This window comes from Promicromonospora soli (assembly GCF_014653785.1).
Classification (GTDB): domain Bacteria; phylum Actinomycetota; class Actinomycetes; order Actinomycetales; family Cellulomonadaceae; genus Promicromonospora; species Promicromonospora soli.
On record NZ_BNAS01000006.1, the window covers coordinates 248,057 to 263,432 of the forward strand.

Annotated in this window: 12 protein-coding genes; 9 read left to right on the top strand and 3 right to left on the bottom strand. The window is 72.5% G+C overall.

Features of this window, described 5'->3' with window-relative positions:
• Nucleotides 1-110: 110 nt before the first annotated feature.
• From IE250_RS19355 to lnt, 3 genes are read left to right on the top strand one after another with little or no spacing between them, the layout of a single operon-like run.
• Nucleotides 111-3,077, top strand: a complete 2,967-nt coding sequence (locus tag IE250_RS19355; RefSeq protein ID WP_189670932.1) for a DEAD/DEAH box helicase — start codon at nucleotides 111-113, stop codon at nucleotides 3,075-3,077.
• 58 nt (nucleotides 3,078-3,135) lie between these two features.
• The gene (locus IE250_RS19360; RefSeq protein WP_189670933.1) at nucleotides 3,136-4,917 is read left to right on the top strand and encodes an amidohydrolase; all 1,782 of its coding nucleotides are present in this window, start codon (nucleotides 3,136-3,138) and stop codon (nucleotides 4,915-4,917) included.
• A gap of 42 nt (nucleotides 4,918-4,959) precedes the next feature.
• Nucleotides 4,960-6,684: an apolipoprotein N-acyltransferase gene (gene lnt / locus IE250_RS19365; RefSeq protein WP_373301719.1), complete on the top strand. Its 1,725-nt coding sequence runs from the start codon at nucleotides 4,960-4,962 to the stop codon at nucleotides 6,682-6,684.
• Nucleotides 6,685-6,811: 127 nt separating this feature from the next.
• On the opposite strand, the gene IE250_RS19370 is transcribed toward lnt, so the two are convergent.
• Nucleotides 6,812-7,156 (bottom strand): RNA polymerase-binding protein RbpA, encoded by a 345-nt coding sequence (locus IE250_RS19370; protein ID WP_026365682.1) that lies wholly within the window; start codon nucleotides 7,154-7,156, stop codon nucleotides 6,812-6,814.
• 301 nt (nucleotides 7,157-7,457) lie between these two features.
• On the opposite strand from IE250_RS19370, the gene IE250_RS19375 reads away from it, so the two are divergent.
• The 6 genes from IE250_RS19375 (at nucleotide 7,458) to IE250_RS19400 (ending at nucleotide 13,822) form a co-directional block, all read left to right on the top strand.
• Nucleotides 7,458-8,615, top strand: coding sequence for an LLM class flavin-dependent oxidoreductase (locus tag IE250_RS19375; protein ID WP_189671112.1), 1,158 nt, complete (start codon nucleotides 7,458-7,460; stop codon nucleotides 8,613-8,615).
• Nucleotides 8,612-9,286, top strand: coding sequence for an FMN reductase (locus tag IE250_RS19380; protein WP_189670935.1), 675 nt, complete (start codon nucleotides 8,612-8,614; stop codon nucleotides 9,284-9,286). The genes IE250_RS19375 and IE250_RS19380 overlap by 4 nt, the downstream gene beginning before the upstream one ends.
• A gap of 202 nt (nucleotides 9,287-9,488) precedes the next feature.
• The gene (locus tag IE250_RS19385; protein WP_189670936.1) at nucleotides 9,489-10,529 is read left to right on the top strand and encodes a hypothetical protein; all 1,041 of its coding nucleotides are present in this window, start codon (nucleotides 9,489-9,491) and stop codon (nucleotides 10,527-10,529) included.
• Nucleotides 10,530-10,849: 320 nt separating this feature from the next.
• On the top strand, nucleotides 10,850-11,602 hold the full coding sequence (locus tag IE250_RS19390; protein WP_189670937.1) for a hypothetical protein: 753 nt from the start codon (nucleotides 10,850-10,852) through the stop codon (nucleotides 11,600-11,602).
• Nucleotides 11,571-12,395, top strand: coding sequence for a ChbG/HpnK family deacetylase (locus IE250_RS19395; protein ID WP_189670938.1), 825 nt, complete (start codon nucleotides 11,571-11,573; stop codon nucleotides 12,393-12,395). Before IE250_RS19390 ends, IE250_RS19395 begins: the two co-directional genes overlap by 32 nt.
• A gap of 14 nt (nucleotides 12,396-12,409) precedes the next feature.
• Nucleotides 12,410-13,822: an MFS transporter gene (locus IE250_RS19400; RefSeq protein WP_189670939.1), complete on the top strand. Its 1,413-nt coding sequence runs from the start codon at nucleotides 12,410-12,412 to the stop codon at nucleotides 13,820-13,822.
• On the opposite strand, the gene IE250_RS19405 is transcribed toward IE250_RS19400, so the two are convergent.
• Both IE250_RS19405 and IE250_RS19410 read right to left on the bottom strand, forming a co-directional pair.
• Nucleotides 13,815-14,234: a VOC family protein gene (locus IE250_RS19405; protein ID WP_189670940.1), complete on the bottom strand. Its 420-nt coding sequence runs from the start codon at nucleotides 14,232-14,234 to the stop codon at nucleotides 13,815-13,817. The genes IE250_RS19400 and IE250_RS19405 overlap by 8 nt on opposite strands.
• 84 nt (nucleotides 14,235-14,318) lie before the next feature.
• Complete coding sequence (locus IE250_RS19410) at nucleotides 14,319-15,341, bottom strand: DNA-binding protein (protein WP_189670941.1); 1,023 nt, start codon at nucleotides 15,339-15,341, stop codon at nucleotides 14,319-14,321.
• Nucleotides 15,342-15,376 lie beyond the last annotated feature (35 nt).

Below are 15,376 nucleotides of genomic sequence, written 5' to 3' on the forward strand. Positions count from 1 at the left end.
CCGCCCCGCGGCCTCGGCCGTCGAGGAACCGTGCCCGGCCAGCCATGAGCGCAGGCTGGGCACGGTCATGTGACGTTCGGGGTGTCGGAGAGTGACCGTAGGCTGTGCCCATGAGCGACCTGAGCCCCGCCGAGCGGTACACGGCCTTCCGGTCACAGAGCCGTTCAGCGGCCGAGCACCCCGAGCTGACCCTCTTCCGGGAGGTCATCGGGTTCGAGCTCGACGACTTCCAGGTCCAGGCCTGCGAGGCCCTCGAACAGGGCCGCGGCGTGCTGGTCGCGGCCCCCACCGGGGCGGGAAAGACCGTCGTGGGCGAGTTCGCCGTCCACCTGGCCCTCGCCGGCGGCCGCAAGGCGTTCTACACGACGCCCATCAAGGCCCTGTCCAACCAGAAGTACTCCGACCTCGCGCGCCGCCACGGCCTCGAGAACGTCGGCCTGCTCACCGGGGACACCACGATCAACGGCGACGCGCCGGTGGTGGTCATGACCACCGAGGTGCTGCGCAACATGCTGTACGCCGGGTCGTCCACCCTGGACGGGCTCGCCTACGTGGTCATGGACGAGGTGCACTACCTCGCCGACCGCTTCCGCGGACCCGTCTGGGAAGAGGTCATCATCCACCTCTCCGACGACGTGCAGCTCGTCTCCCTGAGCGCCACCGTGTCCAACGCCGAGGAGTTCGGCGACTGGCTCGAGATGGTGCGCGGCGACACCGCCGTCGTCGTCTCCGAGCGCCGGCCCGTGCCCCTGTGGCAGCACGTCCTCATGTCGTCGCCCGAACCGCGCGGCAAGCCGAGCCTCCTGGACCTGTACGCCGGGCACGTCGACCCGACCGACCCCGGCACCAGCCCGCCCATCAACCCCGACCTGTCCGCGGCCTTCCGGTCCGGGCGCAGCGGCAACCGGCCCGGCGACCGTGGCGGCTCAGGTGGCGGACGAGGCCGCGGCCGCGGACGGGGCGACCGCGGGTACCGCGGAGGCAACGGGCGTCGGAACAGTGACGGCGGGCAGGGCGGCATCGGGCCGAACCGGCGCACCCCGCCCCGGTTCATCGTCATCGACGCCCTGGGCGCGGACGACCTGCTGCCCGCGATCTACTTCGTGTTCTCCCGCGCGGGCTGCGAGGCCGCCGTCGACCAGTGCCTCAAGGCCGGGCTGCGCCTGACCAGCCCGCAGGAGGAGGCGACCATCCGCGCCGTCGTGGAGGAGCGCACCGCCGCCATCCCGCCCGAGGACCTCGACGTGCTCGGCTACTGGTCCTGGTCGCAGGCCCTGGCCCGCGGCGTCGCCGCCCACCACGCCGGCATGCTGCCCGTGTTCAAGGAGACCGTCGAGGACCTGTTCTCGCGCGGCCTGGTCAAGGTCGTGTTCGCCACCGAGACCCTCGCGCTCGGCATCAACATGCCCGCCCGGTCCGTCGTCCTGGACAAGCTCGTCAAGTGGGACGGCGCCAGCCACGTCCCGGTCACGCCCGGTGAGTTCACCCAGCTCACCGGCCGCGCCGGACGCCGGGGCATCGACATCGAGGGCCACGCCGTCGTCGTCGACCACCCCGCGCTGGACCCCGTGGCCCTCGCCGGCCTCGCGTCCAAGCGCCTGTACCCCCTCAAGTCCAGCTTCCGGCCCACCTACAACATGGCCGTCAACCTCGTGGCCCAGGTCGGCCGCGACCGCGCACGCGAAGTCCTGGAGACCTCGTTCGCGCAGTTCCAGGCCGACCGCGGCGTCGTCGGCCTGGCCAAGCAGGCCCAGGCCCACGCCGAAGCCCTCGACGGGTACGCCAAGGCCATGTCCTGCGACGTCGGCGACTTCGGCGAGTACATGGACCTGCGCCGCGCCATCAAGGACCGCGAGCGCGAGCTGTCGCGCGTAGCGTCCGGCGCCCGGCGGGCCGAGGTCGTGGCATCCCTGGAACAGCTGCGCCGCGGCGACATCGTCGAGGTGCCTTCCGGCCGGCGGCGCGGGTACGTCCTCGTGCTCGACCCCGGCGAGCCCGGCGGGTTCGACGGGCCGCGCCCGACCGTGCTGACCCAGGAACGCCAGGTCAAGAAGCTGACCCTGGCCGACGCGCCCGCCGGCCTCGAGACCGTCACGAGCGTCAAGATCCCCAAGGCGTTCAACCCTCGCAAGCCCGACGCACGCCGCGACATGGTCTCGACCATGCGCAACGCACTGGGCGCCCTGGCCGACGACGTCCCCTCCGCCCACTCGACCAGCAGCCCTGCGGACAGCCCGGCCAGCAGGGCCGCACGCGGCGGAGCCCTGCCCGGGCGCCGCGGCGACGCCTCCACGGACAACGAGCTCGCCCGCCTGCGCAAGGCCCTCAAGGCCCACCCGTGCCACGCCTGCCCCGAGCGCGACGACCACGCCCGCTGGGCCGAGCGCTGGAACAAGCTCAAGCGGGAGCACGACCAGCTCGTGCGCCGCGTCGAGGGACGCACCGGCTCCATCGCCCGCACGTTCGACCGCACGCTCGACGTGCTGCTCACCCTCGGCTACCTGCAGCACACCGGGGCCGGAAACGGGCAGGGCGGCGCAAGCCGGGGCAGCGCCGGCCGGATCCGGGTGACCGACGACGGCCGCTGGCTGCGCCGCCTCTACGCCGAGAACGACCTGCTGCTGGCCGAATGCCTCCGCCGCGGGGTGTGGGACGGCCTCGACCCGGCCGGCCTGGCCGCCGTCGTCTCCACCGTCGTGTACCAGGGGCGGCGAGACGACGCCCCCGACCCGTACATCCCCGGTGGACCCACCGGCCGCCTCGCGGGCATCCTGGACGACACGCAGCGCGTGTGGTCCGAGGTGGACGACCTCGAGGAGGCGCACGGCATCGAGGCCACCGGACCGCTCGACATGGGCTTGGTCGGCGCTATGTACCGGTGGGCGTCCGGCAAGGGGCTGGACAGCGTGCTGCGCGGCTCCGACCTCGCCGCGGGCGACTTCGTGCGCTGGTGCAAGCAGGTCATCGACGTGCTGGACCAGCTCGGCGGCGCCGCGCCGTCGGACAAGCTGCGCACGACCGCGCGCAAGGCGCAGGACGCGGTCCTCCGGGGAGTCGTGGCCTACTCCAGCATCTGACGAGGTCGCGGCCCCGGACAGGGGACATCGGCTGAGGTGATCGCATACAGTTCCCACCGTGAGCCAGCCAGCCCGATCGATCCTGTACCGCAACGGAGTCGTCCACTCCGCGGCCGACCCGTTCGCCGAGGCAATCCTCGTGGACGACGGGGTCGTTGCGTGGCTGGGTGCCGACGACACGGCCGCAGGGCTCGCCGCGCGCGCGGACCGGGTGATCGACCTCGACGGCGCGCTGGTGACCCCCGGGTTCGTCGACGCGCACGCCCACGTGCTGGAGACCGGCCTGTCGGCCGACTCCGTGGACCTCACGACCGCCGGGGGCGTGCACTCGCTCGCCGACGCGCTGGCCGCCCTGTACGTGGGCGCCCGCCGGCTGGCGGCGACCGACCCGTCCGGCGACGAGGTGCTGCTCGCCTACGGCTGGGACGAGCAGGCCTGGCCCGAGCGGCGCGCCTTCACCCGCGAGGAGCTGGACGCCGCCTGCGGCGGACGTCCTGTGTACGCGGCACGCGTGGACGTCCACTCGGCGGTGGTCTCCACCGCCATGGCCGCGCGCGCCGGCATCCAGCAGGACCCCGCCTGGACCGGGATGGGCCTGTCCGGCTCCGGGTGGTCCGACGCCCCCGCCGACACCGGCCTCGTCACGGCCGCCCTGCACCACACCGTGCGCGACGTCGCCCACGCCCTGTCGCCCGAGCGCCGCAGCAGGATCTACCGCGACACGCTCACCGCGTGGGCGGCCCGCGGCATCGTGTCCGTGCACGAGATGAGCGGCGAGCACCTCGACACCCGCGCCGGGCTGGCCGAGCTGTACGCCATGACGGCGAGCTCGGTGACGCCGGAGGCCCTCGCGGAGCCGGGCGCGCCCGCCCTGCCGCACCTGGTCGCCTACCGCGGCGAGCTCTGCGAGAGCGCCGACGACGCCCGCGCCCTGCTCGCCGAGCTTCCGTTCCTCACCGGGATCGGCGGAGACCTCAACGTCGACGGGTCGATCGGCTCGCGCACCGCGGCCCTGCGCAGCCCCTACGCGGACCTGCCCGCCGACCCGTCCACCGGCACCTTCGCCGGCGCCCTGACCAACGCCGACGGCACCCCGTGGACCGGCAACCTGTACCTGTCCGCCGACCAGATCGCCACCCACCTGGCGGCTGTGCAGGGCGCCGGCGTCCAGGCCGCGTTCCACGTCATCGGGGACCGGGCGATGGACACCATGGTGCTCGGACTCCAGATCGCCGCCCAGACGACCGGGGAGAGCGCGCTGCGCGCCGGGCACCACCGCATCGAGCACGGGCTGTTCGTGGACGCGGTGACCCTCGCCGCGCTCCTGGTGCACGGCGTCGGGCTGTCGGTGCAGCCGGCGTTCGACTCGGTGTTCGGCGGGACCAAGGGCGTGTACGCCTCCCGGCTCGGCCCCATGCGCGCCGGATCGCTCATGCCGTTCGCCGACCTCGCGCAGGCCGGCGTGCCGCTCGCGTTCGGCTCCGACACACCGGTCACGCCCGTCGACCCCTGGCAGGGTGTGCGCGCCGCGACCAGCCACGAGGACCCGGAACAGCGCATCTCCGCGGGCGCCGCGTTCCGCGCCCACACCCGCGGCGGCTGGCGCCTCGCGGGCCTGGACCACACCGGCGCCGGCCAGCTCCGGGTGGGCGCACCCGCGCACCTCGCCGTCTGGCGGGCCGAGCAGCTCGGCGTGCAGGCCGCACCCGGACGGCTCAGCTCCTGGAGCGAGGAGGCGCGAGCCGGAACGCCCCTGCTGCCCGACCTCTCGCCCGACGCCGTCGACCCGGAGTGCCTGCACACGATGCGCGACGGCGTCGTCCTGCACGACGCACTGTAGAAGCCCACAACTAAGGGATCATCTCTACGCCGGTAGGCTGCGATGGTGCGCCTGCGTGAGCCGTCCCGGCTGCTGTCCTTGTTCCTCGCGGTGACCGGTGGCCTCATCCTCTGGTCGGCGTTCCCCGACGCCGGCGTCTGGCCCGCCGCGTTCGTCGCGGTCGCGGTCCTGTACTGGTCGCTCGGCCGCGACAACGCCTGGTGGAACTTCCTCGTCGGGTTCCTGTTCGGCATCACGTTCTTCCTGCCGCACCTGTGGTGGGCGCACGAGTCGACCGAGACCGCCCCGTGGATAGCGGTGGCGACCGTCGAGTCGCTGTTCCTCGCCCTTTTCGGCGCGCTGTGGACCTGGGTCCGCCGCGCCCCGTTCCTGCGCCGCCGCGGCTGGTGGCTCGCCGCCGCGTTCGCCGTGCTCTACGTCGCCGTCGAGCAGCTGCGCGCCGAGTTCCCGTTCGGCGGGTTCCCCTGGGGCCGCCTCGCGTGGGCCATGGCCGGCACCCCGACGGGGCGTGCCGCCTGGCTCGGCGGCACCGTCGCGGTGAGCCTGCTCGTCGCGTTCGCCGGCGTGCTGCTCGCGCTGGCCGTGGCGGGCCTGGTCCGGGCGGCGCGCCGCCGGAGCCGGCAGACGCAGGCCGAGGGTCAGCACAGCGTCCTGCCCGAGGTTGGCCGCTCCGTGGGCGCCCTCGCGCTGGGTGCCGCGGTCGCCGTCGCGCCGCTGGTGCTGCCGCTGCCCACGTCCGCGAGCGCCGGGGCCGTCGAGACGCCGGAGGGCAACGAGGTGTACGACGCCGGGAGCGACCTTGCCGAGGACGGTCAGCTGTGGGCGGGTGCGGTCCAGGGCGACGTGGGGGAGCCGGGCCTTGGTGCGTTCGCGAACCGGGCGGAGGTGCTGAACAACCACCTGGAGGGCACGTACACGCTGGCCGAGGACTATGCGGGTGAGCTGGACGTGGTGCTGTGGCCGGAGAACGGTTCGGACCTGGATCCGCAGACGGCACCTGATGTCGCGCACGGGCTGGACGAGGCGTCGAAGGCTGTGGGGGCGCCGATCCTGGTGGGGGCGCAGGAGTTCCCGGAGACGGGTGGGCGGTACAACGTGCTGCTGATGTGGCAGGCGGGCAACGGTGTGATCGGGCGGTATGCGAAGCAGCATCCGGCGCCGTTCGGTGAGTACATCCCGATGCGGTCGTTCCTGCGGCTGCTCTCGGACCAGGTGGACCGGGTGACGACGGACATGATCCCGGGGGTGAACCCGCCGGTGGTGGATGTGCCGAGCAGGCTCGGTCAGGGTGACTACCGGCTGGGCACCATCATCTGCTTCGAGGTGGCGTACGACGAGATCATCCGGGACGCGGTGGTCGAGGGGGCGCAGGTGCTGGTGATCCCGACGAACAACGCGTCGTTCGGGTTCACTGCGGAGTCGACGCAGCAGCTGGCGATGTCACGGATGCAGGCGATCACGACGGGGCGGGCGGCGGTGCAGATCTCGACGGTGGGTGTGTCGGGTGTGATCACCCCTGACGGCACCGTGGTGCGGCGGACCGGTCTGTTCACTGCTGACGAGTTCGTGACGAACCTGCCGCTGCGGTCCTCGATCACGCCGGCGGTGGCCGCCGGCTACTGGCCGGGCTGGGTGGTCGGTGGTCTTGCCGGTGTGCTCCTGGTCGCGGGTGTCGTGGGCGGGATCGGCGCGCGGCGGGGGCGCGCGAGCGGGGCCCCTGCAGAGGGCGGAGCAGGTAAGACGGAGCTGGTCGGGCAGGGCCGGTAGGGCACGGCCCGCGAACCGAGCAGACCGCAGATCAGTAGACGCAGAACGACCGTCGGGTCCGGGCCTTGTGGCCCGGACCCGACGGTCGTTGTTCTTGCTTTCAGCCGCGGCTGTCAGTCGAGGACTGTCAGGCGGAGCGGCGGAGCTTGCCGGCGCGCAGCAGCTCGAGACGCTCGTCGAGGAGGTCCTCGAGCTCCTTCACCGTGCGGCGCTCCAGCAGCATGTCCCAGTGGGTGCGCTGCGGCTTGGTCGCCTTGGGCTCCGGCTTCTCGGCGTCGCGCAGCAGCGCCTCCTCGCCGCAGCGGCACTCCCAGATCGGGGGCACGTCAGCGTCTGTGGCAAAGGGCAGGATGATGGTGTGGCCGTTGGGGCAGTCGTAGTAGGCCTGGAACCGAGGGGCGAAGTCAACGCCCTCGTCGGACTCCATGCTCTTACTACCGATGCTCATACCGCGCAGGGACCGGTCAGGCACGATGTCCTCCAGAGGGTTGTCGGGATAGGTGGCGGAAAAAGGTCCACATAGCCAACGCAGGGACCCTCTGTGATGTTCCAGCCGTTCCAGCCGTCTGATGACCAGCCGTCTGATCAGGCTACGCGTCGGACGTGCGCGCGCAAGCGCACTCCGGGCAAACTGGGCGCCGATGTGCGCGATCTCACGTAGGTCGCGGCGGGTGGGAGATGGCACCGCGGGAACAATCGACCATAGCAGCCTGTTGAGGCCCATGTGCATGTAGATGCATGAACCAGCCAACCAGATGGGGGAGCGCAGCATCATGCAGTTCGGGATCTTCAGTGTCAGCGACGTGACGACGGACCCGACCACGGGGCACACTCCGGACGACACCGAGCGTGTCCGGGCCATGCTCACGATCGCGAAGCACGCGGACGAGGCAGGCCTCGACGTCTTCGCCACCGGTGAGCACCACAACCCGCCGTTCGTGGCCTCCAGCCCGACGACGATGCTCGGCTACCTGGCCGGCGTCACCCAGAACATCACCCTGTCCACGGCGACGACGCTGATCACGACCAACGACCCGGTCCGCATCGCCGAGGAGTACGCGATGCTCCAGGTCATCTCCGACGGCCGGATGGACCTCATGATGGGCCGCGGCAACACGGGCCCCGTGTACCCGTGGTTCGGTCAGGACATCCGCCAGGGCATCCCGCTCGCGATCGAGAACTACGCGCTCGTGCGCCGGCTCTGGACCGAGGACGTCGTGGACTGGGAGGGCAAGTTCCGTACCCCGCTGCAGGGCTTCACCGCCACGCCGCGCCCGCTGGACGGCGTGCCGCCCTTCGTGTGGCACGGCTCGATCCGCAGCCCCGAGATCGCGGAGCAGGCCGCCTACTACGGCGACGGATTCCTGCACAACAACATCTTCTGGCCCATGAGCCACACCAAGCAGATGGTCCAGTTCTACCGCCAGCGGTTCGAGCACTACGGCCACGGCCGTGCCGACCAGGCGATCGTGGGCCTCGGTGGCCAGGCCTTCATCCGCAAGAACAGCCAGGACGCCTGGGACGAGTTCCGCCCGTACTTCGACAACGCGCCCGTCTACGGGCACGGCCCCACCATGGAGGACTTCACGCGCGACACGCCGCTCACCGTCGGCTCCCCGCAGCAGGTCATCGACCGCTACGGGTCCTTCATCGACGAGGTCGGCTACTACCAGCGCCAGATGTTCCTCACGGACCACGCGGGCCTGCCGCTCAAGACGGTCCTGGAGCAGATCGACATCCTCGCCTCCGACGTCGTGCCGGAGCTGCGCAAGATCGCCGACGCCAAGCGGCCGCAGGACGTGCCGGCCAACCCGCCCACGCACGCCGAGCGCGTGGCCGCGGCGCGGGCCACGGGCGAGGCCGGCACCACCCACGTCGGCGACGGCGGGGACGAGTACACCGGCAAGCTGGCCGAGGAGGCCCTCTCGTGACCGTTGTTCCTGAGTCTGTTGTTACTGAGACCGACGAGGACCGGCGCACCATCGCCGTCGTCCACGCAGGGCTGGGGCAGCCCTCGTCCACGCGACTGCTGGCGGACCGCCTTGCCGACGCCACGGCGCGCGAGCTCGAGGCCCTCGGCCACGAGGTGACCGTCGAGGTCGTCGAGCTGCGCGACCACGGCCACGCGATCGTGGACGCCATGCTCACCGGGTTCCCCACGGGCGACCTCGCCCGCGCCATCGAGACGATCACCCAGGCCGACGGCGTCATCGCCGTCACCCCGCTGTTCACCACCACCTACTCGGGGCTGTTCAAGTCGTTCGTCGACATCCTCGACAAGGAAGCGCTCACGGGCATGCCCGTGCTGCTCGGCGCCACCGGCGGCACACCGCGACACTCGCTCGCGCTCGAGTACTCCCTCCGGCCCCTGTTCACCTACCTGCGAGCCGACGTCGTCACGACGTCGGTCTTCGCGGCCACGGACGACTGGGCCCAGGCCGGCGGCGAGGAGCACGACGACGGCGGCAGCTCCCTGCCGCAGCGCATCGAGCGGGCGGGCCGGTCCCTGGCCGGCGTCGTGTCCGCGCGGGGCGAGCACGCCAAACCGGCCGACCCGTTCTCGAGCACCCCGAGCTTCCTCGACCTGCTCGGCGGGGACTGAGACGCGGCGCGGGCAGGTCATTCCTGCTCCGCGCCGCCCGCGCGGACCCGCGCTCAAGGGCTCTGGCCTGCGCGTCTTGCGCTTTCGTGACTGTCTTTGTGATCTGACCATGCCCGGGGCTTGCACGCCCAGGGCATGGCGGGGAACATATGGGACAGCGGTCGCCTCAGGTCGTGGCCGGGACGACGGTGAGGGAGCGGTCATGGCGGACAGCACGGCGGGCGAGGTCTCGGACGACGCGAGCGCCGACGACCTGAGCTCGGACAGCCTGATTGCGGACAGCCCCTTCGCGGACAGCCCCTTCGCGGACGGCTCCGGTGCGGGCAGCCCTGGTGCGATCGAGTCGAGTGCCGCCGGCTCGAACCCGACCCGATCGAACGCAGGCGACCTGAGCGGCGACACCGGGCGAGTCGCCCGGATCGTCGCGGCGCTGCGGAAGGCCCACGCCGAGCAGGCCGCGACTGCGGCTGCTGGTCCTGGTGCTGGTTCTGTTGTCGAATCCACCGCCGGTTCCGTCGCAGGCTCCGGTGTTCCGTCTCCCGCCTCCGACATGACGGCGCAGATGGCTGATACCGGGACCGCTGAACCAGTGCCGGCAGCCGCGGATGCCGGCACCGGTTCCCCTGCCGGTCCCGGTACCGAGACCAGCGCGCTGGACGCTCCCGCTCCCCGCCGCGAGAGCACCGGGGTGCGGCCGCCCGCGCCGAGCACGCCGACCCTGCGCTGGAACCCCGGTGCCCGCTACCGCGCATCGAAGCTCGCGAACGGCCCGGCCCCGCACGCACCTTCTCACGCTCCTTCTGGAGCGGGCGGCGCTTCCGCGGCTTCCGCGGCCCACCCGGCCCCGGCGCCCTCCGTCCCCGCTCCGCCTGTCCCCGCTCCGCCCGTGGCCGGAGCGCCCGTTGCACCGGCGGCACCTTGCCCTCCGGTACCCCTTCCTCCTGTCCCGGCTCCGCCTGTTCCAGCTCCGCCCGTACCCGCCGCCGCCTCTCCCGCGCCCACACCGCCGCCGTACGTGCACGCGCCCGTCCCCCCGCCACCTGGCCTCGCCGGCCGCCTGTACCGCGGACCCGCCCGCCGGACCGCCGTCTTCGAGCGGGAGATCTGGTACCCCGTGGCGCGATCCTCACGCGTACCCCGGGACGTCGGCGAGGCGCTCGTCGCCGCCGTCGAGCGTTACCGCAAGGGTTCGATCTCGACGTCGGGCCTCGTGCGCGCGATCGGCAAGGCGCACGCCGCCTGACGGACCACCCGTCCGGCTGGTCCGACCGGGCCCTGACTCGGCTTACCTGGTGCGCCGAGTCAGGGGCCCGGTCCTGCTGTCCCTCGTGACCTCAGTTCCCGCCTGCCGTTCGTCGGCTACCCCTCGGGTTTTCACATCGCGCCAAACTAGCCGCCCGAACCCGTCGGGTTCGCCCAGTCAAGCCCTTGTCCCGGGTTCTCGCAGCGGAGGACCATTCGTTGCACTGCAAGCCGACGCACCCGGGGATGCGTCCCGTCGCTCCTTCGATGAGAGGCGGCGGACGGGCATCTGACGACCAGGACGAGGGGGCGCGAGAGCCGATGCACAAGCACGTGTGGGCATTGCTCGGCGCGCTTGCCGTGTTCGTCGTCGCAGGGCTGCTCAGCAGCTGCATGACGGACGCCAGCACCGCCAACTTCACGGCGCCGGAGGAGTACGCGACGGTCGAGCAGCTCGTCGCCGACGCCGACGTCGTCGCCCTGGTGCGGGCCGGTGGCTCGCGGGTCGACATCGTCGATGACGTGCCGTACACCCGCACCGAGCTCCAGCTGCGCAAGGTGCTGCTGGGCGCGGTGGGGAAGCACGCGGAGCTGGCGGTCACCCAGGTCGGGTCCGGCTCGTCGCCACCCGGGGCAGGCCTGCCGTCCGTCCTGCGGGACGGCCACGAGTACGTGGTCGCGCTGAACCGCACCGCGGCGGGGGAGTTCGAGGTGGTGGGCCCCGGCGTCTGGCGGGCCGACACCATGGGCGCGAGCCTCACGCTGCACACGGCCAAGCCGACCTCCGTCCCGGCGGCCATCCCGCACGTGACCACGCCCTGGGAGCTCGAGGTGGAGCTCGGCAAGGTACGGGAATCCCTGGGAACGAGCGTCGTCGGCCGGCCGAGCCAGGAGCAGGCCGAGTCGCCAGGCGCGTCGCAAGGCCAGGAGCAGAGCCGGTCACACGGCCAGGAACGGGGCCAGCCACGGGGCCAGGAACACGGCCAGGAACACGGCCGCCAGCAGGGCGAGTCACGAGGACCGCCTGGGCCAGACTGGGCGCATGACCCGAAGCCTCGTCCTCACCGCCGATGACGCAGGGACCGACCCCGACGCCGACCGCGAGATCGCCGCACTCCTGGCCGGGTCGCCGCTGACGGCGGTCGGCGTGGTCACCGCTGATCCGGAAGCCGGCCGGGCGAGCTGGCCGGCGAACGGGTGGGAGAACCCTGGCGCCGCGCGAGCCGTCCGGCTCATCGCCGCCTCCGCTCCGGCCGTCGCCCCCGGCGTGCACGTTGTGCTCCCAGCGCCTGGGCCGGACGGCGGTCTCGACGACGTCGTCGACCGGATCACGGCTCAGCTCGACGCCCTGACCCGCGCCACGACTGCCGCCGGCGCGCCCGCGCCGGACCGCCTGGACTCCCACCAGGGCACGCTGTACGGGCTGCTGGGCCGCTCCTACCTCGCCGAGGCGATCGGTCTGTGCGCCGCGCGCGGCCTGGCGTTCCGCCTGCCGCGCAGCCTGGACCTGTACGGCGACGACGACCCGGTGCTTGCCCTGCCCGACGTCCGATCGCGGCACGCGAGCGCCGTCGCTGCCGCCGACGACGCCGGGGTGCGCATGCCGCAGGTCATCGCCACCCACCGTGGCAGCGACGCCGAGGCCCTGGACTACACGACGCTGCGTGACCACTACCTGCGCCTGCTGGAGCGGCTGCCCGAGGGGACGAGCGAGATCTTCCTGCATCCCGCACCGGATACGGCGCGCCTGCGGGAGCTGTCGTCGGGGTGGTGGCGCAAGCGGACGTGGGAGCTGCGCCTGCTGGGCGATCCGGTCTTCACCCGCGAGATCGAGCGGCAGGGCATCGACCTGGTCAGCCGGTGGTGAGTAGGCTCGCCAGCGTGGAGCCCGAGGACGCCGTGGACGTGCCGAAGGCAGGACCAGGTCCGTCGCCAACCAGGACGTCGCCGCTGCGCTACGGCGCGGGCATGTTCGGCACCTCGCTGCCGATCAACCTCGTCAAGGGCTCGATGCTCTACGTCTACGTGGAGCTGCTTGGCCTGGACGCCGCCATCTACGCGACCGTCTACGCGGTATACGGGGTGCTGGATGCGCTGGACAACCCCGTCTTCGGGCATCTGTCGGACCGGACGCGGTCCCGGTGGGGGCGGCGCCGGCCGTATCTCGTGACGGGTGCGCTGGTGCTGGCCGTTACGACGATCGCCCTGTTCTCCGTGCCGGGACCGGTGGCCGACTCCGCGGTGGGCCTCGCGGTGTGGTTCGCCGTCTTCGCGATCACCACCGAGATGGCCGACTCTCTGATCAACGCCAGCTACGGCGCGCTGCTGCCCGAGCTGTTCTCCCACGAGAAGCGCCGGGCGACGGCGAACGCGGTGCGGCAGGGCGCGCAGCTGATCGCCCTGGTGATCGCGCTGGCGATGACGCCCGTCCTGGCGCGGAACGTCCTTGGCACCGAGGGCTCCGCCGTCGGCTACGGGCGACTCGCGATCATCTTCGGCGTGGTCTCTGCGGCCGTGATCCTGTGGACGGCGTTCGGCGTGCGGGAGGATCCGGCGCTGAACGCCGAGGCCAAGCCGCTGTTCTTCCGGTCGGTCAGACAGATCCTCTCGACGTCGCAGTTCTGGACGGTCGGGCTCGTCAACGCCTGCTACGGCGCCGCGATGGCGCTGGTCCTGGGCGGGCTGCAGCTCTACGTTCACCACACGCTGGGCGGCTCGGCGCTGGACGCGAGCATCCTGCAGCTCGTCGTGATCGCCGTGTCGATCGGGATGCTGAGCGTGTGGGCCGCCGTCGTGCGGCGCAAGGGGGCCGCGTGGACGTGGCGGCTCGCACTGCCGGTCGCCGCGGTCGGGTTCGTGCCGATGTACTTCGCGACGGACCTGATCACCGGGATCCTCGCGGGCCTGACGGTGGCGGTCGGGTACTCCGGCGTGCTCGCCACGAACGACCTGGTCATCGCCCGCGTGCTCGACGCCGACGCCGCCCGCCACGGCACCCACCGCAGCGGGCTGTTCCTGGCGGCGTTCGGTGTGCTGGGCCGCCTCAACGGCCTGGTGACGGCGGCGGCGCTGGCTTCGCTCACGGTGTGGTTCGGCTACCGGTCCGGCGCCGACCCCGGGCCCGACCCCGGGCAGGCGTTCCGCGTCTACCTGTCGCTGTACCCGTTCGCGCTGCTCGTCATCGGCACGACGGTCTCGCGGTTCATCCGCCTGCCCGTCGCACCGCAGGAGATGACCGGCGGGGAGCCCGGCGGCGGAACACAGGCCGAGCCGGTCCCAGGCCCCGTCAGCTGATCTGCCCAAGCTGCTCCAGGTAGTGCGGGTTGTACATGACCCCGAGCACGTTCCCGAAGGGGTCCACGACAGCAGCCGTGACGAACCCCTCCTCGCCCCGCGGCGTGATGGGCTGGTACTCGGTCGCGCCCAGCTCCAGCAGGCGAGCGACCATGCCCTCCAGGTCGTCGACGTGCCAGTACATGACCGCGCCGCCGGGCTCCGTGGACGCACCCGGCGGCGCGAATGCCCGGCTGACCAGGCCGAGCTCGGCCTCGGTGTCCCCGATCCGGAACTCGGCGTAGGCGAGCGCGCCGTCCGGGCCGGGCCGCTTGAAGTACGGTTCGACACCGACCAGCTCCGTGTACCAGGCGGCGGCCGCGCTGACGTCGTCGGCCCAATAGCTGATGGTGGCAAATCCTCGAAGGTTCATGTGGCCATCACAGCACCAGACACTGACAGTGGACGTCGGCCCGGCCACCGAAGGGGAAGCCGGGCCCCGCACAACAGCGGCCCGTCAGCTCTTCGAAGGCTCCGGTGTCGGCGCCACGGCCTCCAGCGCCTTCAGTGCCTCCCGTAGCCCCGCAGCCGTACCCTCGGCCTGGGCCTGGCCGGCGATCGCGGCGATCCGCGCCTGCTCGGCATCCGCCGTCTGCTTGCGCGCCGACCCCAGCGCGTCGCGCGAGGCGGAGAGCTCACCCTCGAGCCGCGCCACCGACGCCTCAGCGGCGGCGCGCGCGGCGTCCGCTGTGGCACGGTCACGGTGCGCCTGGGCGACGTCGCCCCGTGCGGCCTCGAGCGCGCTGCGCACGTCCGCCAGGGACTCCCGCAGCCCGACGGCGGCGCCCTCCGCCTGCGCGCGGGCCGCCTCGGCGTCGGACCGGGCGCGCTCCGCGGCCGCGGCGGTGGCCCGCTCCTGGACGAGCTCGTCGCGCACGCCGTCGAGCGCCTGCCGCGCGGCGGCGACCTCGCCCTCCATGCGAGCCTTCTCCGTCGCGGCGTCGGCGCGGGCCTTCTCCGCCGTGCTGCGCTCCTCCTCCGCGGAGCGTGCGTGCTCCCGTGCGCTCTCCAGCGCCGCCCTGAGCTGCGCGAGCTCTGCATCCGCCTCGTCCACACGTGCGGCGAGGGCGTCCGCCTCGCCGACGACGGCGGTCAGCGCCTCGTCCGACGCCGCAGCGGCCGCCTCGTGCTCCGCGCGCGCCACCTCGACCGCCGCGCCCCACAGAGCCTCCAGGCCCCGCTCCGCCAGGGCACTCACCGCGGTGGGCAGCTCCGGGAGGGCTCGCCGCGCCTCGTTCTCCGCCGCCTTCGTGTCGCGCCACTCCCGCAGATACTTCGTCGCCGTGGCGTTGGAGCAGCCGGCACGCTCGCGCACGTTCGTCACCGTGACCGGCGCACCCTCGGCCGTCAGCGCCTCCGCTGCCTGGAAGACCCGTTCCTTGTCTCGCACGTTGTTCCCCGCTCGCTTCGTCGCGTCCTTCTCCACCCACCCGTAGTAGTACGAGTAGTACGGGAATCCTACTCCTACTCCGGGCCTCACAAAGTACGCACCCGCTTTCCTGAAGCGGGTGCGTA

Coding starts and splice junctions, on each gene's coding strand:
- IE250_RS19355 (WP_189670932.1), top strand. CDS start 111: ATGAGCGACCTGAGCCCCGCCGAGCGGTACACGGCCTTCCGGTCACAG.
- lnt (WP_373301719.1), top strand. CDS start 4,960: ATGGTGCGCCTGCGTGAGCCGTCCCGGCTGCTGTCCTTGTTCCTCGCG.
- IE250_RS19375 (WP_189671112.1), top strand. CDS start 7,458: ATGCAGTTCGGGATCTTCAGTGTCAGCGACGTGACGACGGACCCGACC.
- IE250_RS19385 (WP_189670936.1), top strand. CDS start 9,489: ATGGCGGACAGCACGGCGGGCGAGGTCTCGGACGACGCGAGCGCCGAC.
- IE250_RS19390 (WP_189670937.1), top strand. CDS start 10,850: ATGCACAAGCACGTGTGGGCATTGCTCGGCGCGCTTGCCGTGTTCGTC.
- IE250_RS19395 (WP_189670938.1), top strand. CDS start 11,571: ATGACCCGAAGCCTCGTCCTCACCGCCGATGACGCAGGGACCGACCCC.
- IE250_RS19405 (WP_189670940.1), bottom strand. CDS start 14,234: ATGAACCTTCGAGGATTTGCCACCATCAGCTATTGGGCCGACGACGTC.